Origin of the sequence: Enterobacter sp. HK169, assembly GCF_001719105.1 — a bacterium.
In the GTDB taxonomy this organism is placed as follows: Bacteria; Pseudomonadota; Gammaproteobacteria; order Enterobacterales; family Enterobacteriaceae; genus Enterobacter; species Enterobacter asburiae_B.
On record NZ_CP017087.1, the window covers coordinates 3,719,712 to 3,741,313 of the forward strand.

Below are 21,602 nucleotides of genomic sequence, written 5' to 3' on the forward strand. Positions count from 1 at the left end.
GCTAAACTGGCCCACCGTTAGTGATATACACTCTCGGTTGGATAGTTAATTTGGCGAGATTATACGATGATCAAACAAAGGACACTTAAACGTATCGTTCAGGCGACTGGTGTCGGTTTACATACCGGCAAGAAAGTCACGCTGACGTTACGCCCTGCGCCGGCCAATACCGGGGTCATCTATCGTCGCACCGACTTGAATCCACCGGTAGATTTTCCGGCCGATGCCAAATCTGTGCGTGATACTATGCTCTGTACTTGTCTGGTGAACGAGCATGACGTGCGGATTTCTACCGTAGAGCACCTGAACGCCGCCCTGGCGGGTCTGGGTATCGACAACATTATTGTTGAAGTCGATGCGCCAGAAATCCCGATTATGGATGGCAGTGCTGCACCGTTCGTCTATCTGTTGCTGGATGCCGGCATCGAAGAACTGAACTGCGCGAAGAAATTTGTACGCATCAAAGAGACCGTTCGCGTCGAAGATGGCGACAAGTGGGCTGAATTCAAACCGTACAATGGTTTCTCGTTGGACTTTACCATCGACTTTAACCATCCGGCGATTGACTCCAGCACCCAGCGCTATGCGATGAACTTCTCTGCCGATGCGTTTATGCGCCAGATCAGCCGAGCCCGTACATTTGGCTTCATGCGTGATATCGAATATCTGCAGTCCCGCGGCCTGTGCCTGGGCGGCAGCTTCGATTGTGCCATCGTTGTTGACGATTATCGCGTACTGAACGAAGACGGCCTGCGTTTCGAAGATGAATTCGTTCGTCACAAAATGCTGGATGCTATCGGCGACCTGTTCATGTGTGGTCACAACATCATTGGTGCATTTACCGCGTTCAAATCCGGTCATGCGCTGAACAACAAACTGTTGCAGGCCGTCCTGGCAAAACAGGAAGCCTGGGAATATGTGACCTTCGAAGACGAAGCTGAACTGCCGCTGGCTTTCAAAGCACCAAGCATGGTTCTGGCGTAACGGTTCAAACCGTTTCGTAAAAAAATCGACTGGTTAACCTGGTACTCTCTCCGACCAGGAAGACCAGTCGTTTTTATTTTTACCCTTCTTCGTTTACCCCTGCGGTATCTCTCGTTTGTCTTACTCAGAAAATATGTGCGTTAGCTGCATTCTTGACCGTTTTTCTCCGCGGCGGCACCTCATTCCTGCTGATGTATATTGGCTTTAGTGGTACTATCTGGGCGCTAAAATGAATAACTGAACTCAGCCTCTGCAAGGCTGGCTTATTGGGTGGAGCAGGTGAGCGGAATACTGACGCGCTGGCGACAATTTGGCAGACGTTACTTCTGGCCGCATCTCTTATTAGGGATGGTCGCGGCGAGTTTCGGCTTGCCTGCGCTCAGCAACAGTGCCGAAGCGGCGACGCCCGCAAAAACCTCCACCACTAAACACGATCTCAGCACGCGGGTTAACTTCACTAACCTCGCGTGGCTTGAAGCCAGTCGCCGCCCAAACTTCACCGTCGATTACTGGCACCAGCACGCTATCCGCACCGTTATCCGCCATCTGTCCTTTGCGATGGCACCGCAGGCCATGCCTGTTGCGGAAGAGGCGCTGCCGGTGCAGGCTCAGCATCTTGCCCTGCTGGACACGCTCAACGCGCTGCTCACGCAGGACAGCCAGCCGCCGGTCATGGTTCGTCAGACAACGCAGCGTGCGTTTGTTTCACCAGCTTCATTCTCTGTTTCAACCTGGATTAGCCAGGCTCACGGCATTCGCGCCGGGCCGCAACGCCTCAGCTAAATTAACTTTTTCAATACCTTAATTTATCTGCCCACAATGGGGCGTTTGAGAATTTATTATGCTAATCAAATTGTTAACTAAAGTTTTTGGTAGTCGTAACGATCGTACCCTGCGCCGTATGCGCAAAGCTGTTGCCGTCATCAACGGTATGGAACCGGCGATGGAGAAGCTCTCTGATGACGAGCTAAAAGCGAAAACGGCGGAATTCCGTGCGCGTCTGGAAAAAGGTGAAACCTTAGAAAGTCTGATCCCGGAAGCGTTTGCTGTCGTGCGCGAAGCGAGTAAGCGCGTATTCGGCATGCGTCACTTCGACGTCCAGCTGCTGGGTGGTATGGTGCTCAACGAGCGCTGCATCGCGGAAATGCGTACCGGTGAAGGTAAAACCCTGACCGCAACGCTGCCGGCTTACCTGAACGCGCTGACTGGTAAAGGCGTTCACGTGGTTACCGTCAACGACTATCTGGCGCAGCGTGACGCCGAAAACAACCGTCCACTGTTCGAATTCCTCGGTATGACCGTCGGCATCAACATGTCCGGCCTGCCTGCGCCAGCCAAGCGCGAAGCGTATAACGCGGATATTACCTACGGCACCAACAACGAATACGGCTTCGACTACCTGCGTGACAACATGGCGTTCAGCCCGGAAGAGCGCGTACAGCGTAAGCTGCACTATGCGCTGGTGGATGAGGTTGACTCCATCCTGATCGATGAAGCGCGTACCCCGCTGATCATCTCCGGCCCGGCTGAAGACAGCTCCGAGATGTACCGTAAAGTCGACAAAATCATTCCACACCTGCTGCGCCAGGAGAAAGAGGACTCGGATACCTTCCAGGGTGAAGGTCACTTCTCCGTAGATGAAAAAGCGCGCCAGGTGAACCTGACCGAACGTGGTCTGGTGAAAATTGAAGAGCTGCTGGTAGCTGAAGGCATCATGGAAGAGGGCGAGTCCCTGTACTCTCCGAGCAACATTATGCTGATGCACCACGTGACCGCTGCACTGCGCGCCCACGCGCTGTTCACCCGCGACGTCGATTACATCGTTAAAGACGGTGAAGTGATCATCGTCGATGAACACACCGGCCGTACCATGCAGGGACGTCGCTGGTCTGACGGTCTGCACCAGGCTGTGGAAGCCAAAGAAGGTGTGGATATTCAGAATGAAAACCAGACGCTGGCGTCTATCACCTTCCAGAACTACTTCCGTCTGTACGAGAAGCTGGCGGGGATGACCGGTACTGCTGATACCGAAGCGTTTGAATTCAGCTCCATCTACAAGCTGGATACCGTGGTCGTTCCAACCAACCGTCCGATGATCCGTAAGGATATGCCGGATCTGGTGTACATGACCGAAGCGGAAAAAATTCAGGCGATCATCGAAGATATTCGCGACCGCACTGCCAATGGCCAGCCGGTTCTGGTGGGGACCATCTCCATCGAGAAATCTGAAGTGGTTTCTCACGAGCTGACTAAAGCAGGTATCAAACATAACGTTCTGAACGCCAAATTCCACGCCAAAGAAGCGGACATTGTTGCGCAGGCGGGTTATCCGGCTGCCGTAACCATTGCCACCAACATGGCGGGTCGTGGTACCGATATTATGCTGGGCGGTAGCTGGCAGGCTGAAGTGGCGGAGCTGGAAAACCCAACGCCAGAACAGATTGCGCAGATCAAAGCCGACTGGCAGGTTCGTCATGACGCCGTCCTGGCTTCCGGCGGTCTGCACATTATCGGTACAGAGCGTCACGAGTCTCGTCGTATCGATAACCAGCTGCGTGGCCGTGCGGGTCGTCAGGGTGATGCCGGTTCATCCCGCTTCTACCTGTCTATGGAAGATGCGCTGATGCGTATTTTCGCCTCCGACCGCGTGTCCGGCATGATGCGTAAGCTGGGGATGAAACCTGGCGAAGCCATCGAGCACCCGTGGGTGACTAAAGCGATCGCTAACGCACAGCGTAAAGTGGAAAGCCGCAACTTTGATATTCGTAAGCAGCTGCTGGAATATGATGATGTGGCTAACGATCAGCGTCGCGCGATCTACACCCAGCGTAACGAACTGCTGGACGTGTCCGACGTGAGCGAAACCATCAACAGCATTCGTGAAGATGTGTTTAAAGCCACCATCGACGCGCATATTCCACCGCAGTCTCTGGAAGAGATGTGGGATATCGAAGGCCTGCAGGAACGTCTGAAAAATGACTTTGACCTCGATCTGCCAATCAAAGAGTGGCTGGATAAAGAGCCTGAGCTGCACGAAGAGACCCTTCGTGAACGTATCTTTGAAACCGCGCTGGACGTCTACAAGCGTAAGGAAGAGGTTGTTGGCGCTGAAATGATGCGTCACTTCGAAAAAGGCGTGATGCTGCAGACGCTGGACTCCCTGTGGAAAGAGCACCTGGCGGCGATGGACTACCTGCGTCAGGGTATTCACCTGCGTGGCTATGCGCAGAAAGATCCGAAGCAGGAATATAAGCGTGAATCTTTCTCCATGTTTGCCTCGATGCTGGAATCACTGAAGTACGAAGTGATCAGCACCCTGAGCAAGGTTCAGGTGCGTATGCCGGAAGAAGTGGAAGCGATGGAGCAGCAGCGTCGTGAAGAAGCCGAGCGTCTGGCACAGATGCAACAGCTGAGTCATCAGACCGACGACAGCGAAGCCGCAGCGGCGATCGCCGCGCAGACCGGCGATCGTAAAGTGGGTCGTAACGATCCTTGCCCGTGTGGTTCCGGTAAAAAGTACAAGGCGTGCCACGGCCGCCTGAGCTAAGTTCATAAAAAAACAAAAAGGCGCAGATATCTGCGCCTTTTTTATGGAAGTGACAATATGAAAATACTGCAAATTGCCGTCGGGATTATTCGCAACCCGCAAAACCAAATCTTCATCACTCAGCGCGCTGCCGATGCCCATATGGCGAACAAGTGGGAGTTTCCAGGCGGTAAAATCGAGTCAGGTGAAACGCCGGAAGAGGCGCTGGTTCGGGAGCTTCAGGAAGAGGTGGGGATCACCCCGCTTAGCGCAACGCTGTTTGATAAGCTTGAGTACCAGTTTCCGGACAGGCACATTACGCTGTGGTTCTGGCTGGTGGAAAACTGGGAGGGAGAACCCTGGGGAAAAGAGGGACAGCCGGGTAACTGGGTGGAACTTCAGGCAAGTGATGCTGAAAAATTCCCGCCAGCTAATGAACCCGTGATCCTGCGGTTAGTCGCACAACCGTAGGCCTGCTGAGCGAAGCGCCAGCAGGCTTTACAGATTACTGCTGGGTTTCACTCCAGTCATCGCTGTCCGAGAGATCGCCTTCGCTAGGTATGCGTTTCTCTTCCGCCGCCCATTCGCCCAGGTCAATGAGCTGGCAGCGCTTGCAGCAGAATGGGCGGAACGGACTGACTTCGCCCCAGACAACGGTTTTGCCACAGGTTGGGCAGCTTACGGTGGTGACATCAGACATCGGCACTCCTTAACAACAGGCCAGTTCAAAATCGAGACGTTCCGGCACGGTGCCATTTTCACTGTCCAGCGGCATAAAGCGAATCGCAAAGCGGCTCTTATGCCCGGAAATCTGTGGGTAAAGCTGTTCGCCGAGAGACAGATTGAGACGCAGAAGATCGGCATCATCACCGTTATCCTGGAAGAAACCATTCAGGCTGGTTTGCTTGCGGAACGGCGCAGAGTTACGGATCAGATCGAGGATCAACGATAGCGTCTGGTGCATTGGCTCCAGGCTTGCCAGCCAGCTGTTCACCTGTGCGTCACGCTGCGCCTGTGGCATATGTAGCCACATATGCAGCGTCGGCAGGTCGAAGCTGCAGCAGCCGCCAGGAATGCTCAGACGCTGGCGCACCAGGCCAATCAGGCGGTCTTCACGCAAAAACTGCCCGACGCGCGGCGCGGCCATCAGGACGGCGCTGCTGCTTTTCAACTGCTGGCGGAGCGCGTCGATACGGCTCTGATCTACGCCGGGGACCTCTGTCCATGCCTGCAATTTACGCTGCTGGCGCTCCAGCTCTTTGAGTAATTCTGTGCGGACATCGCCGCGTTCAATCACATCCAGCAGATCGCCTACGTTGCGGAAGAAGTGCAGCGCGGTGGCATGATCGTTAACAGGCAGATGTTGTGAAAGTTGTTGAATAAGGAATTCGATGCGCAGCCAGGTGCGCATTTTTTCGTTGAGCGGATGCTCAAAAAGGATGTGTGTCGACATTATGGTTTTTCCTGTGCAACGGCCTGCGCGGCGAACGTCAGATACTGCGCGTGCAGACGGGCAACATCCGATGCAATGGCATCTGGTGCGCCGTTATTATCAATAACATCATCCGCCACGGCAAGGCGCTGAGCGCGCGTAGCCTGAGCGGCAAGAATTTGTTCAGCATGCTCCCGAGAGACGCGATCGCGCGTCATGGTTCTCTGGATTTGCGTTTCGGGCGCGACATCAATCACCAGCACACGATCGGCTTTCTTCTGCAGCTGATTTTCAACCAGTAGCGGAACCACCCACAGGACATAGGGCGAGCGGGCTGCGGCTATCTGACGTTGAGTTTCCTGGTGGATGATGGGGTGGAGCAGGGCATTAAGCCAGGCTTTTTCCGCAGAATCAGAAAAAATACATTCTCGAAGCTGACGGCGATTCAGTGTGCCATCGGCACTGATGACTGCCTGACCAAAATGTTCTGCGATGGCCTTTAGCGCGGGTGTATTGGGCTCTACCACCTGGCGGGCAATGATATCGGCATCAATAATCGTGATACCCAAACGAGAGAACGCGTCCGCAACGGTACTTTTGCCACTACCGATGCCGCCGGTTAATGCGACGATATACCCCATTAATTCAAATCCTGGGAATTATTCATTATTAAAATCAGTTGTTTAAAACTATTAGGTGCGCTGGCAACTGTTTGGCCCTGTTTACCGGCTTTTTACCAGGTAAATTTATAGGATTGTAGCGTAAAAAAAGAGAATTTCGCAGTCTTGCGGAGCAGGTATTAGTGCGTATGATAACGTCACTGGAGTTGTGCTTTTAACATATTTGCCTCTAACCCCAGGAATCCGCACATGCGTATCGAAGAAGATCTGAAGTTAGGTTTCAAAGACGTTCTTATCCGCCCTAAACGCTCTACACTGAAAAGTCGCTCAGACGTTGAACTCGAACGTCAATTCACCTTTAAGCATTCCGGTCAGACCTGGTCTGGCGTGCCGATCATCGCTGCCAACATGGATACTGTGGGAACCTTTGAGATGGCAACCGCCCTGGCACAGTTCGACATTCTTACCGCCGTGCACAAACATTACAGCCCTGAAGAGTGGAATGCGTTTGTTGCGTCCGCGTCTGCTGACGTGGTGAAGCATGTGATGGTTTCTACCGGGACCTCCGATGCGGATTTCGAGAAGACCAAACAGATCCTGAACGCGAACCCGGCGCTCAACTTCGTTTGTATTGACGTGGCGAACGGTTACTCCGAGCACTTCGTGCAGTTCGTCAGCAAGGCGCGTGAAGCCTGGCCGACGAAAACCATCATCGCGGGCAACGTGGTGACCGGTGAAATGTGTGAAGAGCTGATCCTTTCCGGTGCAGATATCGTGAAAGTGGGTATTGGCCCGGGCTCCGTGTGCACGACCCGCGTCAAAACCGGCGTCGGTTATCCGCAGCTCTCTGCAGTCATTGAATGCGCCGACGCGGCGCACGGTCTGGGCGGCCAGATCATCAGCGATGGCGGCTGCACCATGCCGGGCGACGTTGCGAAAGCTTTCGGCGGCGGCGCAGACTTCGTAATGCTCGGCGGTATGCTGGCTGGACACGAAGAGAGCGGTGGTACCGTTGTTGAAGAAAATGGAGAGAAATTTATGCTGTTCTACGGCATGAGCTCTGAATCCGCGATGACCCGTCACGTCGGTGGCGTGGCAAAATACCGTGCGGCAGAAGGCAAAACCGTGAAGCTACCTCTGCGCGGCCCGGTTGAATACACCGCGCGCGATATCCTCGGCGGCCTGCGCTCGGCCTGCACCTACGTTGGGGCATCCCGCCTGAAAGAGCTGACGAAACGTACGACGTTTATTCGCGTTCAGGAACAGGAAAACCGCGTATTCAATAGCCTGTAATGGCTTCTGCTGGCGCATGCCCGTGCGCCAGCACTGTTTAGCCCTAACCCGCGCTCATCGCATCTCCCAGATGGAAAATCGGTAGGTACATTGCCACTACCAGCGTGCCGATGATGACCCCTGTCACAATCAGAAGCACTGGCTCGAGAAGTGCCGCCAGATTATCTGCCCGTTGAAAGGTCTGTTCCGTGTGGTGCCGGGCGAGATTTTCCAGCATGATGTCCAGCGCACCTGACATTTCGCCGGTTCGTAAAAGCTGAATACACAGCGGGGTAAAGATGGCCGCTTTCTGAAAGGATGACCAGACGGGGAGACCTTTTTCAATGTCCTCGCGAACGCTGCGGAGTATTCCCCGCCAATAGCGACTTTCAACGGTCTCCTCTGCGCTCTCCAGGCCCTGTAAAAAGGGGATACCTGCCTGCTGCGTGAGTGACAGCACGGTAAAGATGTGTCCCAGCTTTTGGCCTTTTGCCAGCGCGCCCATCACGGGCGTATGGATCAGTATGCGCTGCCAGCGAGGGTTCTGCCTCAGAGCCCAGGCGGCGGCTAAGGGCATTAATAACGCGACGAACAACGCGAGGGCATAGGACTGGATAAATGCGGCCATCCCCATGACCATTTGTGTCAGCATCGGAAGCGGCGTGTTAAACGTTTTGTAGATCGCGGCAAATTCGGGCAAGACCAGAATGACCATCGCCAGCACCACGAGTACGGCCAGCGTCAGGACGATCGCCGGATAGCGCAGGGCCTTTTTCACCTTCTCTCTGAGCTGCTGCTGCGCTTTTTGCTGCTGCGCGAGCTGGCGGCAGCACTCCTCCAGTTTCCCTGTGAGCTCACCGGTTTTCACCATCGAGACATGCAGTGGGCTAAACACCGCTGGCCACTTTTTTAGCGACTCAGAAAAGGGGGATCCCTCACTGAGCTCATCGGCAATGCTTTGCAGCAGCGCCTGCCACGGTTTTAACGGATGTTGCTCTGCCAGCATCTGCAGGCTGTGGGACAACGTCAGCCCCGCCTGCAGAAGAGTCGCGAGCTGGCGAAACATCTCGTAGCAGTGATGCGGCCGCCAGCGGTGCCGCTGAGCGCATCGGGTCAGCGCCAGAGGATGGAGATCGCTACGCATCAGCCTGGTGAAGGCGGCATTGCGGTCTGTGGCCCAGAGTGTTCCGCTTTGGGGTTCACCTTCTTTGGTGAGCGCTCTCCAGCGCCAGAGCTGATTAGCAGCCATCCGGCATTCCCAGCACGCGCACCAGCTCTTCGATCGTGGTCAGCCCTTTTTCGACGGCCATGCAGCCGTGCTCAAAAAGAGAAATCATTCCCGCCTGCCGGGCGCTCGCCTCTATCACTTCGATTCCCGCCCCGCTGGCAATGGCCTGGCGCAGGGCATTGTCGATCGCCAGTACTTCAAAAATGGCAACGCGGCCATAAAAACCGTGATAACAGCGATCGCAGCCGGTGGGCTGCCAGCGTGGAAGCGGTCTTGACCATACGGCGCGCGGTAATTCAGCATGCTCGCTGGCTTCCCGGCAACAGTGCGGGCACAAACGCCGGACCAGCCGCTGGGCAATCACCATCGACAGCGCGGAAGATATCATCCAGCGCGCGACGCCCATCTGCTCCAGGCGAATCAGGGTTTCCGTCGTCGAGTTGGTGTGCAGCGTTGACAGCACCAGATGACCGGTCTGGGCGGCATTAATGGCAATTTCTGCCGTTTCACCGTCACGGATTTCGCCGACCATAATGATGTCTGGATCCTGACGCAGCAGCGCTCTCAGCACGCTCTGGAATGTTAAACCCGCCCGGGGATTAATCTGCGTCTGGTTTAATCCCGCAAGGGGGATCTCAATGGGATCCTCCACGCTACAGATGTTGACGTCTGGGGTGTTACGCGCCTGCAGCGCGCTGTACAGCGTCACGGTTTTGCCGCTGCCGGTGGGGCCGGTGACCAGAATGAGCCCCTGCGGCTGGTGGAGAACCTCATTGAAACAGGCCAGTTGTTCTGCGCTCATGCCAAGCGCTTTCGGCTCAAGAGCCTGTTGAACCTGATGCAGGAGACGCAGCACAATTTTCTCACCACCGCTGCAGGGAAGCGTCGCGATCCGAAACGAGACCGGCTCGTTTGCCAGCTCAATCGTAAACTGACCGTCCTGAGGTAAACGACGTTCTGCAATATCCAGATTACCCAGCACCTTTAAACGTGCGCTGAACAGGCTTGCAAGCGAGGCGGAAAGCGGAGGCTGGGGGCAAAGAACCCCGTCGATGCGTAACCGAATCTGGCATGCATGCTCCATCGGTTCGATATGAATGTCGGAGGCGCGCTGGTTGATTGCCTGCTGCAGCGTGTGGTTGAGGATATCCACCGTCGAGTGTGTTTGCGAAACGACGGGCAGATGCGATTGTGACGTTAGCTGCCGGTGTTTTTCCATGCGCTCAGCGCTCCAGCACTCAATATCAATCCGTTTCTGGGTCGCGAAGCGCAGCGCCTCCATGAGTTCAGCCGCGGGGCTGCCCACGACGGCGATGCTGACCATGTCACTGTCGCTGGTGAGCAGCAGTGCGTGATGGCGCTGACAAAGCGCCACGAGTTGATCGGTATTCATTATCCGCTCCTCAGTTATTGTCGAAGCGGAAAACGTCTTCGCAGGCCTGTTTCAGGGCGCTGTCAGCACTGATGTTGCAGTCGCGCGTCCAGCCCGTCATACCGTTGCCGTCGCTCCACCGTGGCGTCATGGTTACCGTCAGCCCGTTAAGACTCTCCTGTCCTGTTATGGTCACGGTCCCTTTCGCCACGCTCATTCCTGAAACGTAGCGTGTCGTGGTGGGGGAAGGGATACCGTTACTGCCGGCGTCGCAGCTCTCCACGCCACCGTGATCCAGCGCGCAAAGCTCGATGGCCGTGCGGTAGGGAACGAAGGTTTGCAGCATATCGGTCAGCGCCGCCTTGCGCAGGTAGTTCTGATAGGCGGGAACGCCGATAGCGCTCAGAATCGCAATGATGCCAATGACCACCATCAGCTCAATGAGTGTGAAGCCTTGTTGTCTGTTCATATCTGCTCCTTATGCAAAGTGGCGCTACTTTGTCAGCGGGAAAGAGGAGAAACGAGAGGAAAAAAAGGGAACGGGAAGGAGGCTTCAGAGAATTTATTCAGTGTTGCAGGGAAGAACAGCGGATCTGCGAGCGGGGCTGAAATTCCCCTCTCCGGGTGGAGAGGGGAGAATGCGTTATTTGAAGCGCATTGAGAGGTCGAGGGCGCGAACGTGTTTAGTCAACGCGCCGACGGAGATGTAATCCACGCCGGTTTCGGCGAATTCACGGATCGTTTCGAAAGTGACGTTCCCGGATACTTCAAGCTGGGCCCGGCCGTTAGTCAGTTTTACCGCCTCGCGCATCTGCTCTGTTTCGAAGTTATCGAGCATGATGATATCGGCCCCGGCCTTGATCGCCTGCTCCAGCTCTTCCAGGCTTTCGACCTCTACCTCGACAGGCACATCCGGGTGCAGCCAGAAGGCTTTCTCCACCGCCTGACGCACGGAGCCAGAGGCAATAATGTGGTTCTCTTTAATCAGGAAGGCGTCGGATAAGCCCAGGCGATGGTTTGCGCCGCCGCCGCACAGCACCGCATACTTCAGCGCGGTGCGCAGGCCCGGCAGCGTTTTGCGGGTATCCAGCAGCTGGGTGCGGGTACCGACCAGCAGGTCAACGTAGCGACGCACTTCGCTGGCCACGCCAGAGAGCGTTTGTACAAAATTGAGCGCGGTACGTTCGCCGGTCAGCAAGACGCGGGAAGGACCGTCCAGTTCAAACAGCGGCTGGTTTGCCGTAATTGCCTCGCCGTCCTCAACGTGCCAGATAATCTGCACATCATCACCCGCCAGCTGGGTAAAGACCTCTTCAACCCAACGCTTGCCGCAAAAAACGCCGTCTTCACGGGTGATAATGACCGCGTGCGAGCGCGTCTCTTTTGGCAACAATTGTGCGGTAATATCCTTATCAGCGTTAACGTCACCGCCCAGATCTTCTTTCAAAGCATGGGAGACGCTTGCCGGAATATCCATATTAATACGTTCCAGAAGCGCTTCACGTCGGTGGTCGGGGTTGTAGCGGCGAGGCGGCATGATAAAACTCCAAATTGGTAACGAATCATAATATTGAAACATGCTACTCTGAACCGAGTCATTGCACCATACAGAAGGAGTTCCAGCATGTTGTTAGAAAACGGATGGCTGGTGGATGCGCGGCACGTGCCCTCGCCGCACCACGATTGCCGCCCGGAGGATGAAAAGCCCACACTGCTGGTGGTTCATAATATTAGTCTCCCGCCGGGTGAATTTGGCGGCCCGTGGATCGATGCGTTATTCACGGGAACGATTGATCCCGATGCTCATCCCTTCTTTGCTGAAATTGCACATCTGCGCGTATCGGCTCACTGCCTGATTCGTCGCGATGGTGAAGTGGTTCAGTATGTTCCCTTTGATAAGCGCGCCTGGCATGCCGGCGTGTCGATGTATCACGGGCGCGAACGGTGCAACGATTTTTCTATCGGGATCGAACTGGAAGGCACGGATACGACGCCCTACACCGATTCACAGTATCAACAGCTAGCGGCAGTGACCCGCACGCTTATCGGACTCTACCCGGCTATCGCCGACAATATCACGGGACACAGTGATATAGCCCCGGAGAGAAAAACCGATCCCGGCCCGGCCTTTGACTGGCCCCGGTTTCGCGCCATGCTCACCGCGTCGTCAGAATAAGGAGATACCATGACGTTGTTTACCATGCTGCTGGTTATCATCGCTGAACGCCTGTTCAAGCTCGGCGAGCACTGGCATCTGGATCACCGGCTGGAGGTATTATTCCGCCGTATCAAACATTTTTCCATGCTGCGCACGCTGCTGATGATGGCAGGGGTGATGGTCATTACGTTCCTGCTCCTGCGTTCGCTGTACGGACTCTTTTTCAACGTGCCGCTGCTGGTGGTGTGGATCCTGCTTGGGGTGCTGTGCATTGGCGCAGGCAAGGTGCGTTTACACTATCACGCATACCTGAAAGCCGCCTCCCGTGACGATGCCCATGCGCGCGGTGCCATGGCGAGCGAGCTGACGATGATCCACGGCGTGCCGCCGGACTGTGACGAGCGCGAATTCCTGCGCGAGCTGCAAAACGCGCTGCTGTGGATTAACTTCCGTTACTACCTTGCGCCGCTGTTCTGGTTTGTAGTGGGTGGTCCGCTGGGGCCGGTACTGCTGATGGGATATGCGTTCCTGCGCGCCTGGCAGACCTGGCTTGCCCGTTATCTGACGCCGCATGAACGCCTGCAGTCCGGTATTGACGCCATCCTGCACGTGATCGACTGGCTCCCGGTGCGTCTGGTCGGCGTGGTGTACGCGTTAATTGGTCACGGTGAAAAAGCGCTGCCCGCATGGTTCGCTTCTCTTGCCGATCGCCATACGTCGCAGTACCAGGTGCTAACGCGTCTGGCGCAGTTCTCGCTGGCGCGTGAGCCGCATACCGACAAGATTGAAACGCCGAAAGCCGCTGTCTCCATGGCGAAGAAAACGTCGTTTGTGGTGGTGGTGATCGTGGCGCTACTGACGATTTACGGCACGCTGGTGTAGGCCAGCGCGCCGCAAAGGCTAAAGCGTATCCGCGGGCGGGATGCCGAAATCAGGCATCCCGTTTTCATTCCAGCGGACAAGCTTCAGTCGGGTATGGCGATTCGGATCGTACAGCGGGTCGCCCTCAATTTCGGTGTAATTCCGCGCGTGATACACCAGCACATCTTCCCCTTCCGGCGTTTGCGTAAAACTGTTGTGGCCCGGGCCGTACTGACGATTTTCGTAGCTGGTAACGAACACCGGATGGGGGGATTTGTGCCAGTTTGCCGGTTTTTGCGGATCGGCATTCAGGTCTATCCACAGTAGACCCATGCAGTAGTTCTCGTCGGTAGCGCTGGCGGAATAGCTGATAAACAGCTTATCGCCGTGAACCAGTACCGCCGGGCCTTCGTTGACCCAAAACCCGCGACGCTCCCAGTCGTGGTCAGGCTTGCTGAGCATCACCGGCTCGCCTTTCAGCGTCCACGGGTTCTCCATTTCACACAGATAAAGATTGGAGTTACCGGTGATGTCCGGCGCTTTTTGCGCCCACAGATACCAGCGTTTCCCCTGATGAACAAAGGTGGTGGCGTCCAGAGCGAAGGTATCGAAAGGCGTTTTGATTTGCCCTTTCTCCACCCACGTGCCGGTGAGCGGATCGCCGTCGGCACATTCAATGGCGAACATACGGTGCTGGAACATTCCGAGCGCGTCGAGCGCCTGGGTGTGCGTCGCAGCAAAATAGATGTACCACTTCCCGTCGATGTGGTGCAGTTCCGGCGCCCAGATCAGCTGGCTCATCGGGCCGGTGTTGGGTTTGCGCCAGACCACCACTTCTTCGGCATTACGTAAGCCTTCCAGAGACTCTGCGCGGCGGATCGCCAGCCTGTCGTACTCCGGCACGGAGGCGATAAAATAATACTGCCCCTCGTGGCGTAAAATGTACGGATCGGCGCGTTGTTCAATAAACGGGTTTGGCCAGGTTTGCATTCGGCTTTCCTTATTTTGTCTCTGCGGCTTTGAGTTCCTGATAATCATTCAGCTCGCGGTAGTTATTGCGACGCTTTTCCAGATCGGACTGGATCTGCTTCATGGTTTCGCGGTCCACTTTCAGCAGGCGCACTACGCCAGCGGTAACTAAGTATCCAATGCCGGGAATGACGGTAAAGAGCAGCACGATCCCATTAATGGCGTCCGCGCTCTGCGCTTTTGCGCCCGCGTCATAGCCGTACCAGGAGAGCAGGAAGCCGACCATTGCCCCGGCAATCGCCAGCCCCAGCTTCAGGAAGAAGATGTTGCCGGAGAAGCTGATCCCGGTGATGCGCTTACCGGTCTTCCACTCGCCGTAGTCGTCCACGTCGGCCATCAGCGACCAGTGCAGCGGAGACGGGATCTGGTGCAAGATGTTCAGCAGGAAGTAGAGCACCACGATGGTGGCGGTGGCTTTCGGGTCGAAGAAATAAAAGGCGGTTGAGAAAATCGCCAGCACGATATTGGTCCAGAAGAAGACCTTGAGCTTACACCAGCGGTCGGTCAGCACTTTTGCCAGCACGCTGCCGAGCATCATGCCGACCACGCCCAGGCTGATAAACAGCGTGGCGAAATGGGTGCTCTGGCCCATCACCCAGGTGACGTAATACATGGTGGCCGCCATGCGGATAAAGCCCGGGCAGACGTTGCACAGGGTCAGGAGCAGAATGCGTACCCACTGGTCGTTCTTCCACACGTCTTTCAGATCGTTTTTCAGCTCGTCGTTGGTCTGTACCGCCGGACGCACGCGCTCGCGCACGGTGGCGAAGCAGAACAGGAACATGCAGGTGCCAATCAGCGCCAGGACGGTCATCGCCATCTGGTAACCTTTGGCTTTGTTATCCCCGCCAAACCAGTCGGCCATCGGCAGCAGCGTTAATGAGAGCAGCAGCGTGGCGATGCCGACCAGCACGAAGCGATACGACTGGCAGGCCACGCGCTCTTTTGGATCGTTGGTGATCACCCCGCCCAGCGAGCAGTAGGGAATGTTGATGGCCGTATAGGTTAAAGAGAGCAGGAAGTAGGTGACAAACGCATAGATAACTTTGCTGTTATAGCTCCACTCCGGCGTGGTGAACATCAGAATGCTGAACAGCGCGTAGGGGAAAGCGATCCACAGCAGCCATGGACGAAACCGACCATATTTGCTGCGGGTACGGTCAGCAATCGCGCCCATGATCGGGTCCGTTACGGCGTCAATCACGCGCACGGAAAGCAGCAGCACGCCGACCAGCGCAGGGGCGAGGCCAAAAATATCCGTATAAAAATAGTTAACAAACAGCATGATGGCGCCGAAGATGATATTGCATCCCGCGTCGCCCATCCCATAGCCGATCTTTTCTTTTACTGACAGTGTGTTGTTATCCATCGACAGCTCTCCGGTTTACGGTATGGAGAGAATTATTTGCTGGCAAAGGAATATATGCGTTGCAGTATCAGGGCGGTGATATGGATAAATGCGCTGTGGGCGTGAAAGTGTGAGGGAGGTAACAACGCGCGGCACCCGCAAAAGCAGGCGCCGCGGAGAGAGGCTTAGTGTGCTTTCATGGCATTACGGCTTTTCTGGCTGAAGAGATAGCCCACGCCAAGGATCGCAATCCAGACCGGGATCAGGTAGACGGAAATCGCCATACCCGGCGTGATCAGCATGATCACCAGCACGGCCGCCATGAACACCAGGCACACCCAGTTGCCCAGCGGATAGAGCAGGGCAGGGAAGCGGGTGGTGACGCCCTGCTGCTGCTTGGCGCGGCGGAACTTCATGTGCGCCAGGCTGATCATCGCCCAGTTGATGACCAGGGCAGAGACCACCAGCGCCATCAGCAGGCCAAACGCCGATTCCGGAGCCATGTAGTTAATGAGCACGCACAGCGCGGTCACAACCGCCGAAACCAGAATTGTGTTTACCGGCACGCCGCGTTTATCGACGTTGAGCAGCGCTTTAGGCGCGTTGCCCTGCTGGGCCAGGCCGAACAGCATACGGCTGTTGCAGTATACGCAGCTGTTGTAAACGGAGAGCGCTGCTGTCAGAACAACCACGTTGAGTGCGTTTGCTACAAAGGTATCGCCCAGCTCGTGGAAGATCAGCACAAACGGGCTGGTGTCGGCGGTCACGCGCGTCCACGGCAGCAGGGAGAGCAGCACGGCCAGCGAGCCCACATAGAAGATCAGAATGCGGTAGATAACCTGGTTAGTGGCTTTTGGAATGCTCTGCTCCGGGTTGTCGGCTTCAGCAGCGGTGATGCCCACCAGCTCCAGGCCGCCGAAGGAGAACATGATGATGGCCATCATCATCACCAGACCGGTCATGCCGTGAGGCAGGAAGCCGCCCTGTTCCCAGAGGTTGCGCACGGTTGCCTGCGGGCCGCCGTTGCCGCTGAACAGCAGCCAGCCGCCGAAGATAATCATCGCCACAACGGCAATGACCTTGATGATAGCGAACCAGAACTCCATCTCACCGAACACTTTTACGTTGGTCAGGTTAATGGCGTTAATAATGACGAAGAAAGCCGCTGCGGAGGCCCAGGTTGGGATCTCGGGATACCAGAACTGAATGTATTTCCCGACGGCGGTAAGTTCGGCCATGGCAACCAGAACGTACAGCACCCAGTAGTTCCAGCCCGAGGCGAAACCGGCAAAGCTGCCCCAGTATTTATAGGCAAAGTGGCTGAAGGAGCCTGCGACCGGCTCTTCAACGACCATTTCACCCAGCTGGCGCATAATCAGAAAGGCAATAAAGCCGGCAATCGCGTAACCCAAAATAATGCCGGGACCGGCTGACTGGATAACGGATGCGCTGCCCAGAAACAGGCCGGTACCAATCGCACCGCCCAGTGCGATCAGCTGTATATGGCGGTTTTTAAGCCCGCGCTTTAGCTGATCGCCGTGCTGTTGAGCTTCCATTTGAAACCTCGTGTGTGGTTGTTATGTTCACGCTGTGCGTGTGTAATTATGAAAATCCATATTCTGTATTTATTTCTTTACGGTTAACGAGACCGAAAAAAGCGGACATGACTTCCGTAAGCGCAAGAATAGTGGTAAGCGCCTGCGAATGCACCTGCTTTATGAAGGGGTGATGACGACTTGAATAAAAAGAAAGCATTTGTAAATCGGCCCGCTCATTCTTCCTAACCCAACCTATAGAATAGAAATGCTCCGTAAGTGGGCGAATTTTCATTATTTGCCTTGTTGAATCGCTTCAGATTGCAAAAACCCTCGTTTCATTATGGTTAAAACTCCCTCTTAAGGAGTAATCAACTCATTTGTGCAAAGTTACATTTCTGAAACGTTATTTCTGTAAGGTTGTTAAAATGTGCAGGGTTTACTGATTTCAATCAAAACCAATATGGACAGAAGGTGAATACTTTGTTACTTTAGCGATACGAAATAGAAATTGGTAAGACCAATTGACTCCGGGCAAAAAGGCGTAAGACAGGGAATATGGCCTACAGCAAAATTCGCCAACCAAAACTATCTGATGTGATTGAGCAGCAGCTGGAGTTTTTAATCCTCGAAGGGACTCTGCGCCCGGGTGAGAAACTTCCGCCAGAACGCGAGCTGGCAAAACAGTTCGACGTTTCACGTCCCTCTCTGCGTGAGGCGATTCAGCGTCTCGAAGCAAAGGGCTTGCTGCTTCGTCGCCAGGGCGGCGGAACCTTTGTGCAAAACAGCCTGTGGCAGAGCTTCAGCGATCCGCTGGTAGAACTTCTCTCTGACCACCCAGAATCCCAGTTTGACCTGCTTGAGACCCGTCACGCGCTTGAAGGTATTGCGGCCTATTACGCCGCCCTTCGCAGCACTGATGAAGATCGCGTGCGTATCCGCGAACTGCATCAGGCCATTGAACGGGCACAGCAGTCCGGCGATCTAGACGCCGAGTCCAGCGCCGTCGTCCAGTATCAAATCGCCGTCACCGAAGCGGCCCACAACGTGGTGCTCCTCCATCTGCTACGCTGCATGGAGCCGATGCTGGCCCAGAACGTTCGTCAGAATTTTGAATTGTTGTATGCCCGTCGGGACATGCTCCCACTGGTAAGCAACCATCGCACCCGAGTATTCGAGGCGATAATGGCCGGGGAACCGGAGCAGGCGCGCGAAGCGTCGCACCGACATCTGGCTTTCATTGAGGAAATCTTGCTGGACCGCAGCCGTGAACAATCGCGTCGCGAACGTTCATTACGCCGCATACAGCAACGAAAGGATTAAGCGCCAGGTACTTTTAGAGCGCGGCAACTAAACGCAGAACCTGTCTTATTGTGCTTTTGGTTGTTCAAATAGTTCGGGTTATATCGCGGCGGCAAGCGCGCGAATCCCCGGGAGCATAGCGAACTATGTGACCGGGGTGAGAAAGCGCAGCCAACAAAGAGATAACCCGAAATATTAAGAACAAAGAGCACAATGGGACAGGTTCCAGACAAATCAACGTATTAGATAGATAAGGAATACCCCCATGTCAGAACGTCTCCAAAATGACGTGGATCCGATCGAAACTCGCGACTGGCTACAGGCGATCGAATCGGTCATCCGTGAAGAAGGTGTTGAGCGCGCTCAGTATCTGATTGATCAGCTGCTTTCTGAAGCCCGCAAAGGCGGTGTGAAGGTTGCTTCAGGTGCAGGGGCTAGCAACTACGTAAACACGATTGCCGTCGAAGACGAACCGGAATACCCGGGCAATCTGGATCTGGAACGTCGTATCCGTTCTGCAATCCGCTGGAACGCCATCATGACCGTTCTGCGCGCATCCAAGAAAGACCTGGAACTGGGTGGCCACATGGCGTCCTTCCAGTCTTCTGCGACCGTTTACGAAGTGTGCTTCAACCACTTCTTCCGTGCAGCGAACGAGAAAGACGGCGGCGATCTGGTGTACTTCCAGGGCCACATCTCTCCGGGCATCTATGCACGTGCATTCCTGGAAGGTCGTCTGACTGAAGAGCAGATGAACAACTTCCGTCAGGAAGTACACGGTAAAGGTCTGTCTTCTTACCCGCACCCTAAACTGATGCCTGAATTCTGGCAGTTCCCGACCGTATCTATGGGTCTGGGCCCAATCGGTGCGATCTATCAGGCTAAATTCCTGAAATACCTGGAACACCGTGGTCTGAAAGACACCTCTGAGCAGACCGTTTACGCCTTCCTGGGCGACGGCGAAATGGATGAGCCAGAATCCAAAGGTGCGATCACCATCGCTACCCGTGAGAAGCTGGACAACCTGTGCTTCATCATCAACTGTAACCTGCAGCGTCTGGATGGTCCGGTAACCGGTAACGGCAAGATCATCAACGAACTGGAAGGCATCTTCGCTGGTGCTGGCTGGAACGTGATCAAAGTCATGTGGGGCGGTCGTTGGGATGAGCTGCTGCGTAAAGACACCAGCGGTAAGCTGATCCAGCTGATGAACGAAACCGTTGACGGTGACTACCAGACCTTCAAATCCAAAGACGGTGCCTACGTGCGTGAGCACTTCTTCGGCAAATACCCTGAAACCGCAGCACTGGTTGCAGACTGGACTGATGAGCAGATCTGGGCTCTGAACCGCGGTGGTCACGATCCGAAGAAAGTCTACGCTGCACTGAAAAAAGCGCGTGAAACCAAAGGTAAAGCGACTGTAATCCTGGCCCATACCATCAAAGGTTACGGCATGGGTGATACCGCAGAAGGTAAAAACATCGCTCACCAGGTTAAGAAAATGAACATGGACGGCGTGCGTTATATCCGCGACCGTTTCAACGTTCCAGTGACCGATGAGCAGGTAGAAAACCTGTCTTACATCACCTTCCCGGAAGGTTCTGAAGAGCACAAGTACCTGCACGAACGTCGTCAGGCGCTGAAAGGCTACCTGCCAGCTCGTCAGCCTAACTTCACCGAGAAGCTGGAACTGCCAGCGCTGGAAGACTTCTCTCAGCTGCTGGAAGAGCAGAACAAAGAGATCTCTACCACTATCGCTTTCGTTCGTGCCCTGAACGTGATGCTGAAGAACAAGTCGATCAAAGATCGTCTGGTTCCAATCATCGCTGACGAAGCGCGTACTTTCGGTATGGAAGGTCTGTTCCGTCAGATCGGTATCTACAGCCCGAACGGCCAGCAGTACACCCCGCAGGACCGTGAGCAGGTTGCATACTACAAAGAAGACGAGAAAGGTCAGATCCTGCAGGAAGGTATCAACGAGCTGGGCGCAGGCGCATCCTGGCTGGCTGCTGCGACCTCTTACAGCACCAACAACCTGCCGATGATCCCGTTCTACATCTACTACTCCATGTTCGGGTTCCAGCGTATCGGTGACCTGTGCTGGCAGGCAGGCGACCAGCAGGCTCGCGGCTTCCTGGTAGGCGGTACCTCCGGTCGTACGACTCTGAACGGTGAAGGTCTGCAGCACGAAGATGGCCACAGCCACATTCAGTCTCTGACGATCCCTAACTGTATCTCTTACGATCCGTCTTACGCGTACGAAGTGGCAGTCATCATGCATGACGGTCTGCAGCGCATGTACGGTGAAGCGCAAGAGAACATTTACTACTACATCACCACCCTGAACGAAAACTACCACATGCCGGCAATGCCAGCAGGTGCCGAGGAAGGTATCCGTAAAGGTATCTACAAACTCGAAACCATCGAAGGTAGCAAAGGTAAAGTTCAGCTGCTGGGCTCCGGCTCTATCCTGCGTCACGTACGTGAAGCAGCGCAGATCCTGGCGAAAGACTACGGCGTGGGTTCCGACGTGTACTCTGTGACCTCCTTCACTGAACTGGCGCGTGATGGTCAGGATTGTGAGCGCTGGAACATGCTGCACCCACTGGAAACTCCACGCGTGCCGTACATCGCTCAGGTGATGAACGACGCGCCAGCGGTGGCGTCTACTGACTATATGAAACTGTTCGCTGAGCAGGTTCGTACTTACGTTCCAGCTGATGATTATCGCGTACTGGGTACTGACGGCTTCGGTCGTTCTGACAGCCGCGAAAACCTGCGTCACCACTTCGAAGTTGATGCTTCTTACGTGGTTGTAGCAGCACTGGGCGAACTGGCTAAACGTGGCGAAATCGATAAGAAAGTGGTTGCGGACGCAATCACCAAATTCAACATCGATGCAGAAAAAGTTAACCCGCGTCTGGCGTAAGAGGTA

The 21,602-nt window shown here is 55.1% G+C and carries 20 protein-coding genes; 9 read left to right on the forward strand and 11 right to left on the reverse strand.

Annotated elements, in window-relative coordinates:
• The first annotated feature begins 66 nt into the window (after window positions 1-66).
• The 4 genes from lpxC to mutT all read left to right on the forward strand — a co-directional run bounded on the left by lpxC (window position 67) and on the right by mutT (window position 4,981).
• The gene (gene lpxC / locus EnteroDNA1_RS17650) at window positions 67-984 is read left to right on the forward strand and encodes a UDP-3-O-acyl-N-acetylglucosamine deacetylase (protein WP_008501977.1); all 918 of its coding nucleotides are present in this window, start codon (window positions 67-69) and stop codon (window positions 982-984) included.
• A 279-nt stretch (window positions 985-1,263) separates the two neighbouring features.
• Complete coding sequence (gene secM / locus EnteroDNA1_RS17655; protein WP_033146485.1) at window positions 1,264-1,767, forward strand: secA translation cis-regulator SecM; 504 nt, start codon at window positions 1,264-1,266, stop codon at window positions 1,765-1,767.
• Between the two features lie 58 nt (window positions 1,768-1,825).
• Entirely contained in the window at window positions 1,826-4,531 is a 2,706-nt protein-coding gene (secA, locus tag EnteroDNA1_RS17660) for a preprotein translocase subunit SecA (protein ID WP_023310402.1), read from the forward strand.
• Between the two features lie 57 nt (window positions 4,532-4,588).
• Window positions 4,589-4,981 carry an 8-oxo-dGTP diphosphatase MutT gene (gene mutT, locus EnteroDNA1_RS17665; protein WP_045888157.1) on the forward strand — a complete coding sequence of 131 codons (393 nt, stop codon included), beginning with the start codon at window positions 4,589-4,591 and terminating at the stop codon, window positions 4,979-4,981.
• A gap of 34 nt (window positions 4,982-5,015) precedes the next feature.
• Here mutT and yacG read toward each other — a convergent pair whose 3' ends face one another.
• Genes yacG through coaE form a run of 3 tightly spaced genes read right to left on the reverse strand, consistent with a single transcriptional unit; the run spans window position 5,016 to window position 6,583 of the window.
• On the reverse strand, window positions 5,016-5,210 hold the full coding sequence (gene yacG, locus EnteroDNA1_RS17670) for a DNA gyrase inhibitor YacG (RefSeq protein WP_023310404.1): 195 nt from the start codon (window positions 5,208-5,210) through the stop codon (window positions 5,016-5,018).
• A gap of 9 nt (window positions 5,211-5,219) precedes the next feature.
• Complete coding sequence (zapD, locus tag EnteroDNA1_RS17675; protein WP_023310405.1) at window positions 5,220-5,963, reverse strand: cell division protein ZapD; 744 nt, start codon at window positions 5,961-5,963, stop codon at window positions 5,220-5,222.
• Complete coding sequence (gene coaE, locus EnteroDNA1_RS17680; RefSeq protein WP_033144633.1) at window positions 5,963-6,583, reverse strand: dephospho-CoA kinase; 621 nt, start codon at window positions 6,581-6,583, stop codon at window positions 5,963-5,965. Before coaE ends, zapD begins: the two co-directional genes overlap by 1 nt.
• Window positions 6,584-6,811: 228 nt before the next feature.
• On the opposite strand from coaE, the gene EnteroDNA1_RS17685 reads away from it, so the two are divergent.
• Window positions 6,812-7,855 (forward strand): GMP reductase, encoded by a 1,044-nt coding sequence (locus tag EnteroDNA1_RS17685; RefSeq protein ID WP_023310407.1) that lies wholly within the window; start codon window positions 6,812-6,814, stop codon window positions 7,853-7,855.
• Between the two features lie 43 nt (window positions 7,856-7,898).
• On the opposite strand, the gene hofC is transcribed toward EnteroDNA1_RS17685, so the two are convergent.
• From hofC to nadC, 4 genes are all read right to left on the reverse strand, one after another.
• Window positions 7,899-9,083, reverse strand: a complete 1,185-nt coding sequence (gene hofC / locus EnteroDNA1_RS17690; protein WP_069303668.1) for a protein transport protein HofC — start codon at window positions 9,081-9,083, stop codon at window positions 7,899-7,901.
• Entirely contained in the window at window positions 9,073-10,455 is a 1,383-nt protein-coding gene (gene gspE / locus EnteroDNA1_RS17695; protein WP_069303669.1) for a type II secretion system protein GspE, read from the reverse strand. Before gspE ends, hofC begins: the two co-directional genes overlap by 11 nt.
• Before the next feature lie 10 nt (window positions 10,456-10,465).
• Window positions 10,466-10,903: a prepilin peptidase-dependent pilin gene (ppdD, locus tag EnteroDNA1_RS17700; protein WP_064673241.1), complete on the reverse strand. Its 438-nt coding sequence runs from the start codon at window positions 10,901-10,903 to the stop codon at window positions 10,466-10,468.
• Between the two features lie 174 nt (window positions 10,904-11,077).
• Complete coding sequence (nadC, locus tag EnteroDNA1_RS17705; RefSeq protein ID WP_064673242.1) at window positions 11,078-11,971, reverse strand: carboxylating nicotinate-nucleotide diphosphorylase; 894 nt, start codon at window positions 11,969-11,971, stop codon at window positions 11,078-11,080.
• An 87-nt stretch (window positions 11,972-12,058) separates the two neighbouring features.
• Between nadC and ampD the strand changes: the two genes are divergently transcribed.
• Together ampD and ampE are read left to right on the forward strand one after the other, a co-directional pair.
• Window positions 12,059-12,610: a 1,6-anhydro-N-acetylmuramyl-L-alanine amidase AmpD gene (ampD, locus tag EnteroDNA1_RS17710; RefSeq protein ID WP_024907473.1), complete on the forward strand. Its 552-nt coding sequence runs from the start codon at window positions 12,059-12,061 to the stop codon at window positions 12,608-12,610.
• 9 nt (window positions 12,611-12,619) lie between these two features.
• Entirely contained in the window at window positions 12,620-13,474 is an 855-nt protein-coding gene (gene ampE, locus EnteroDNA1_RS17715; protein WP_033144645.1) for a beta-lactamase regulator AmpE, read from the forward strand.
• An 18-nt stretch (window positions 13,475-13,492) separates the two neighbouring features.
• Here the strand turns inward: ampE and EnteroDNA1_RS17720 are convergent, their stop codons facing one another.
• The 4 genes from EnteroDNA1_RS17720 to EnteroDNA1_RS17735 all read right to left on the reverse strand — a co-directional run bounded on the left by EnteroDNA1_RS17720 (window position 13,493) and on the right by EnteroDNA1_RS17735 (window position 17,660).
• A complete protein-coding gene (locus EnteroDNA1_RS17720) occupies window positions 13,493-14,443 on the reverse strand; it encodes a glycoside hydrolase family 43 protein (RefSeq protein WP_064673243.1) in 951 nt (316 codons plus the stop codon).
• A gap of 10 nt (window positions 14,444-14,453) precedes the next feature.
• The gene (locus EnteroDNA1_RS17725) at window positions 14,454-15,851 is read right to left on the reverse strand and encodes a glycoside-pentoside-hexuronide (GPH):cation symporter (protein WP_033144647.1); all 1,398 of its coding nucleotides are present in this window, start codon (window positions 15,849-15,851) and stop codon (window positions 14,454-14,456) included.
• 164 nt (window positions 15,852-16,015) lie between these two features.
• A complete protein-coding gene (gene aroP, locus EnteroDNA1_RS17730; protein WP_029739677.1) occupies window positions 16,016-17,386 on the reverse strand; it encodes an aromatic amino acid transporter AroP in 1,371 nt (456 codons plus the stop codon).
• Between the two features lie 46 nt (window positions 17,387-17,432).
• Window positions 17,433-17,660 (reverse strand): hypothetical protein, encoded by a 228-nt coding sequence (locus tag EnteroDNA1_RS17735; RefSeq protein ID WP_080934400.1) that lies wholly within the window; start codon window positions 17,658-17,660, stop codon window positions 17,433-17,435.
• Window positions 17,661-17,923: 263 nt separating this feature from the next.
• Here EnteroDNA1_RS17735 and pdhR point away from each other — a divergent pair, with 263 nt between their 5' ends.
• Window positions 17,924-18,688, forward strand: coding sequence for a pyruvate dehydrogenase complex transcriptional repressor PdhR (gene pdhR / locus EnteroDNA1_RS17740; RefSeq protein ID WP_008501960.1), 765 nt, complete (start codon window positions 17,924-17,926; stop codon window positions 18,686-18,688).
• 244 nt (window positions 18,689-18,932) lie between these two features.
• Window positions 18,933-21,596, forward strand: coding sequence for a pyruvate dehydrogenase (acetyl-transferring), homodimeric type (aceE, locus tag EnteroDNA1_RS17745; protein ID WP_023310418.1), 2,664 nt, complete (start codon window positions 18,933-18,935; stop codon window positions 21,594-21,596).
• Window positions 21,597-21,602: the final 6 nt, after the last annotated feature.

What these genes read in the sequence shown, in the direction of transcription:
- lpxC (WP_008501977.1), top strand. Translation starts at nt 67, where the DNA reads ATGATCAAACAAAGGACACTTAAACGTATCGTTCAGGCGACTGGTGTC.
- secA (WP_023310402.1), top strand. Translation starts at nt 1,826, where the DNA reads ATGCTAATCAAATTGTTAACTAAAGTTTTTGGTAGTCGTAACGATCGT.
- mutT (WP_045888157.1), top strand. Translation starts at nt 4,589, where the DNA reads ATGAAAATACTGCAAATTGCCGTCGGGATTATTCGCAACCCGCAAAAC.
- yacG (WP_023310404.1), bottom strand. Translation starts at nt 5,210, where the DNA reads ATGTCTGATGTCACCACCGTAAGCTGCCCAACCTGTGGCAAAACCGTT.
- zapD (WP_023310405.1), bottom strand. Translation starts at nt 5,963, where the DNA reads ATGTCGACACACATCCTTTTTGAGCATCCGCTCAACGAAAAAATGCGC.
- coaE (WP_033144633.1), bottom strand. Translation starts at nt 6,583, where the DNA reads ATGGGGTATATCGTCGCATTAACCGGCGGCATCGGTAGTGGCAAAAGT.
- EnteroDNA1_RS17685 (WP_023310407.1), top strand. Translation starts at nt 6,812, where the DNA reads ATGCGTATCGAAGAAGATCTGAAGTTAGGTTTCAAAGACGTTCTTATC.
- hofC (WP_069303668.1), bottom strand. Translation starts at nt 9,083, where the DNA reads ATGGCTGCTAATCAGCTCTGGCGCTGGAGAGCGCTCACCAAAGAAGGT.
- gspE (WP_069303669.1), bottom strand. Translation starts at nt 10,455, where the DNA reads ATGAATACCGATCAACTCGTGGCGCTTTGTCAGCGCCATCACGCACTG.
- ppdD (WP_064673241.1), bottom strand. Translation starts at nt 10,903, where the DNA reads ATGAACAGACAACAAGGCTTCACACTCATTGAGCTGATGGTGGTCATT.
- nadC (WP_064673242.1), bottom strand. Translation starts at nt 11,971, where the DNA reads ATGCCGCCTCGCCGCTACAACCCCGACCACCGACGTGAAGCGCTTCTG.
- ampD (WP_024907473.1), top strand. Translation starts at nt 12,059, where the DNA reads ATGTTGTTAGAAAACGGATGGCTGGTGGATGCGCGGCACGTGCCCTCG.
- ampE (WP_033144645.1), top strand. Translation starts at nt 12,620, where the DNA reads ATGACGTTGTTTACCATGCTGCTGGTTATCATCGCTGAACGCCTGTTC.
- EnteroDNA1_RS17720 (WP_064673243.1), bottom strand. Translation starts at nt 14,443, where the DNA reads ATGCAAACCTGGCCAAACCCGTTTATTGAACAACGCGCCGATCCGTAC.
- EnteroDNA1_RS17725 (WP_033144647.1), bottom strand. Translation starts at nt 15,851, where the DNA reads ATGGATAACAACACACTGTCAGTAAAAGAAAAGATCGGCTATGGGATG.
- aroP (WP_029739677.1), bottom strand. Translation starts at nt 17,386, where the DNA reads ATGGAAGCTCAACAGCACGGCGATCAGCTAAAGCGCGGGCTTAAAAAC.
- EnteroDNA1_RS17735 (WP_080934400.1), bottom strand. Translation starts at nt 17,660, where the DNA reads ATGAAAATTCGCCCACTTACGGAGCATTTCTATTCTATAGGTTGGGTT.
- pdhR (WP_008501960.1), top strand. Translation starts at nt 17,924, where the DNA reads ATGGCCTACAGCAAAATTCGCCAACCAAAACTATCTGATGTGATTGAG.
- aceE (WP_023310418.1), top strand. Translation starts at nt 18,933, where the DNA reads ATGTCAGAACGTCTCCAAAATGACGTGGATCCGATCGAAACTCGCGAC.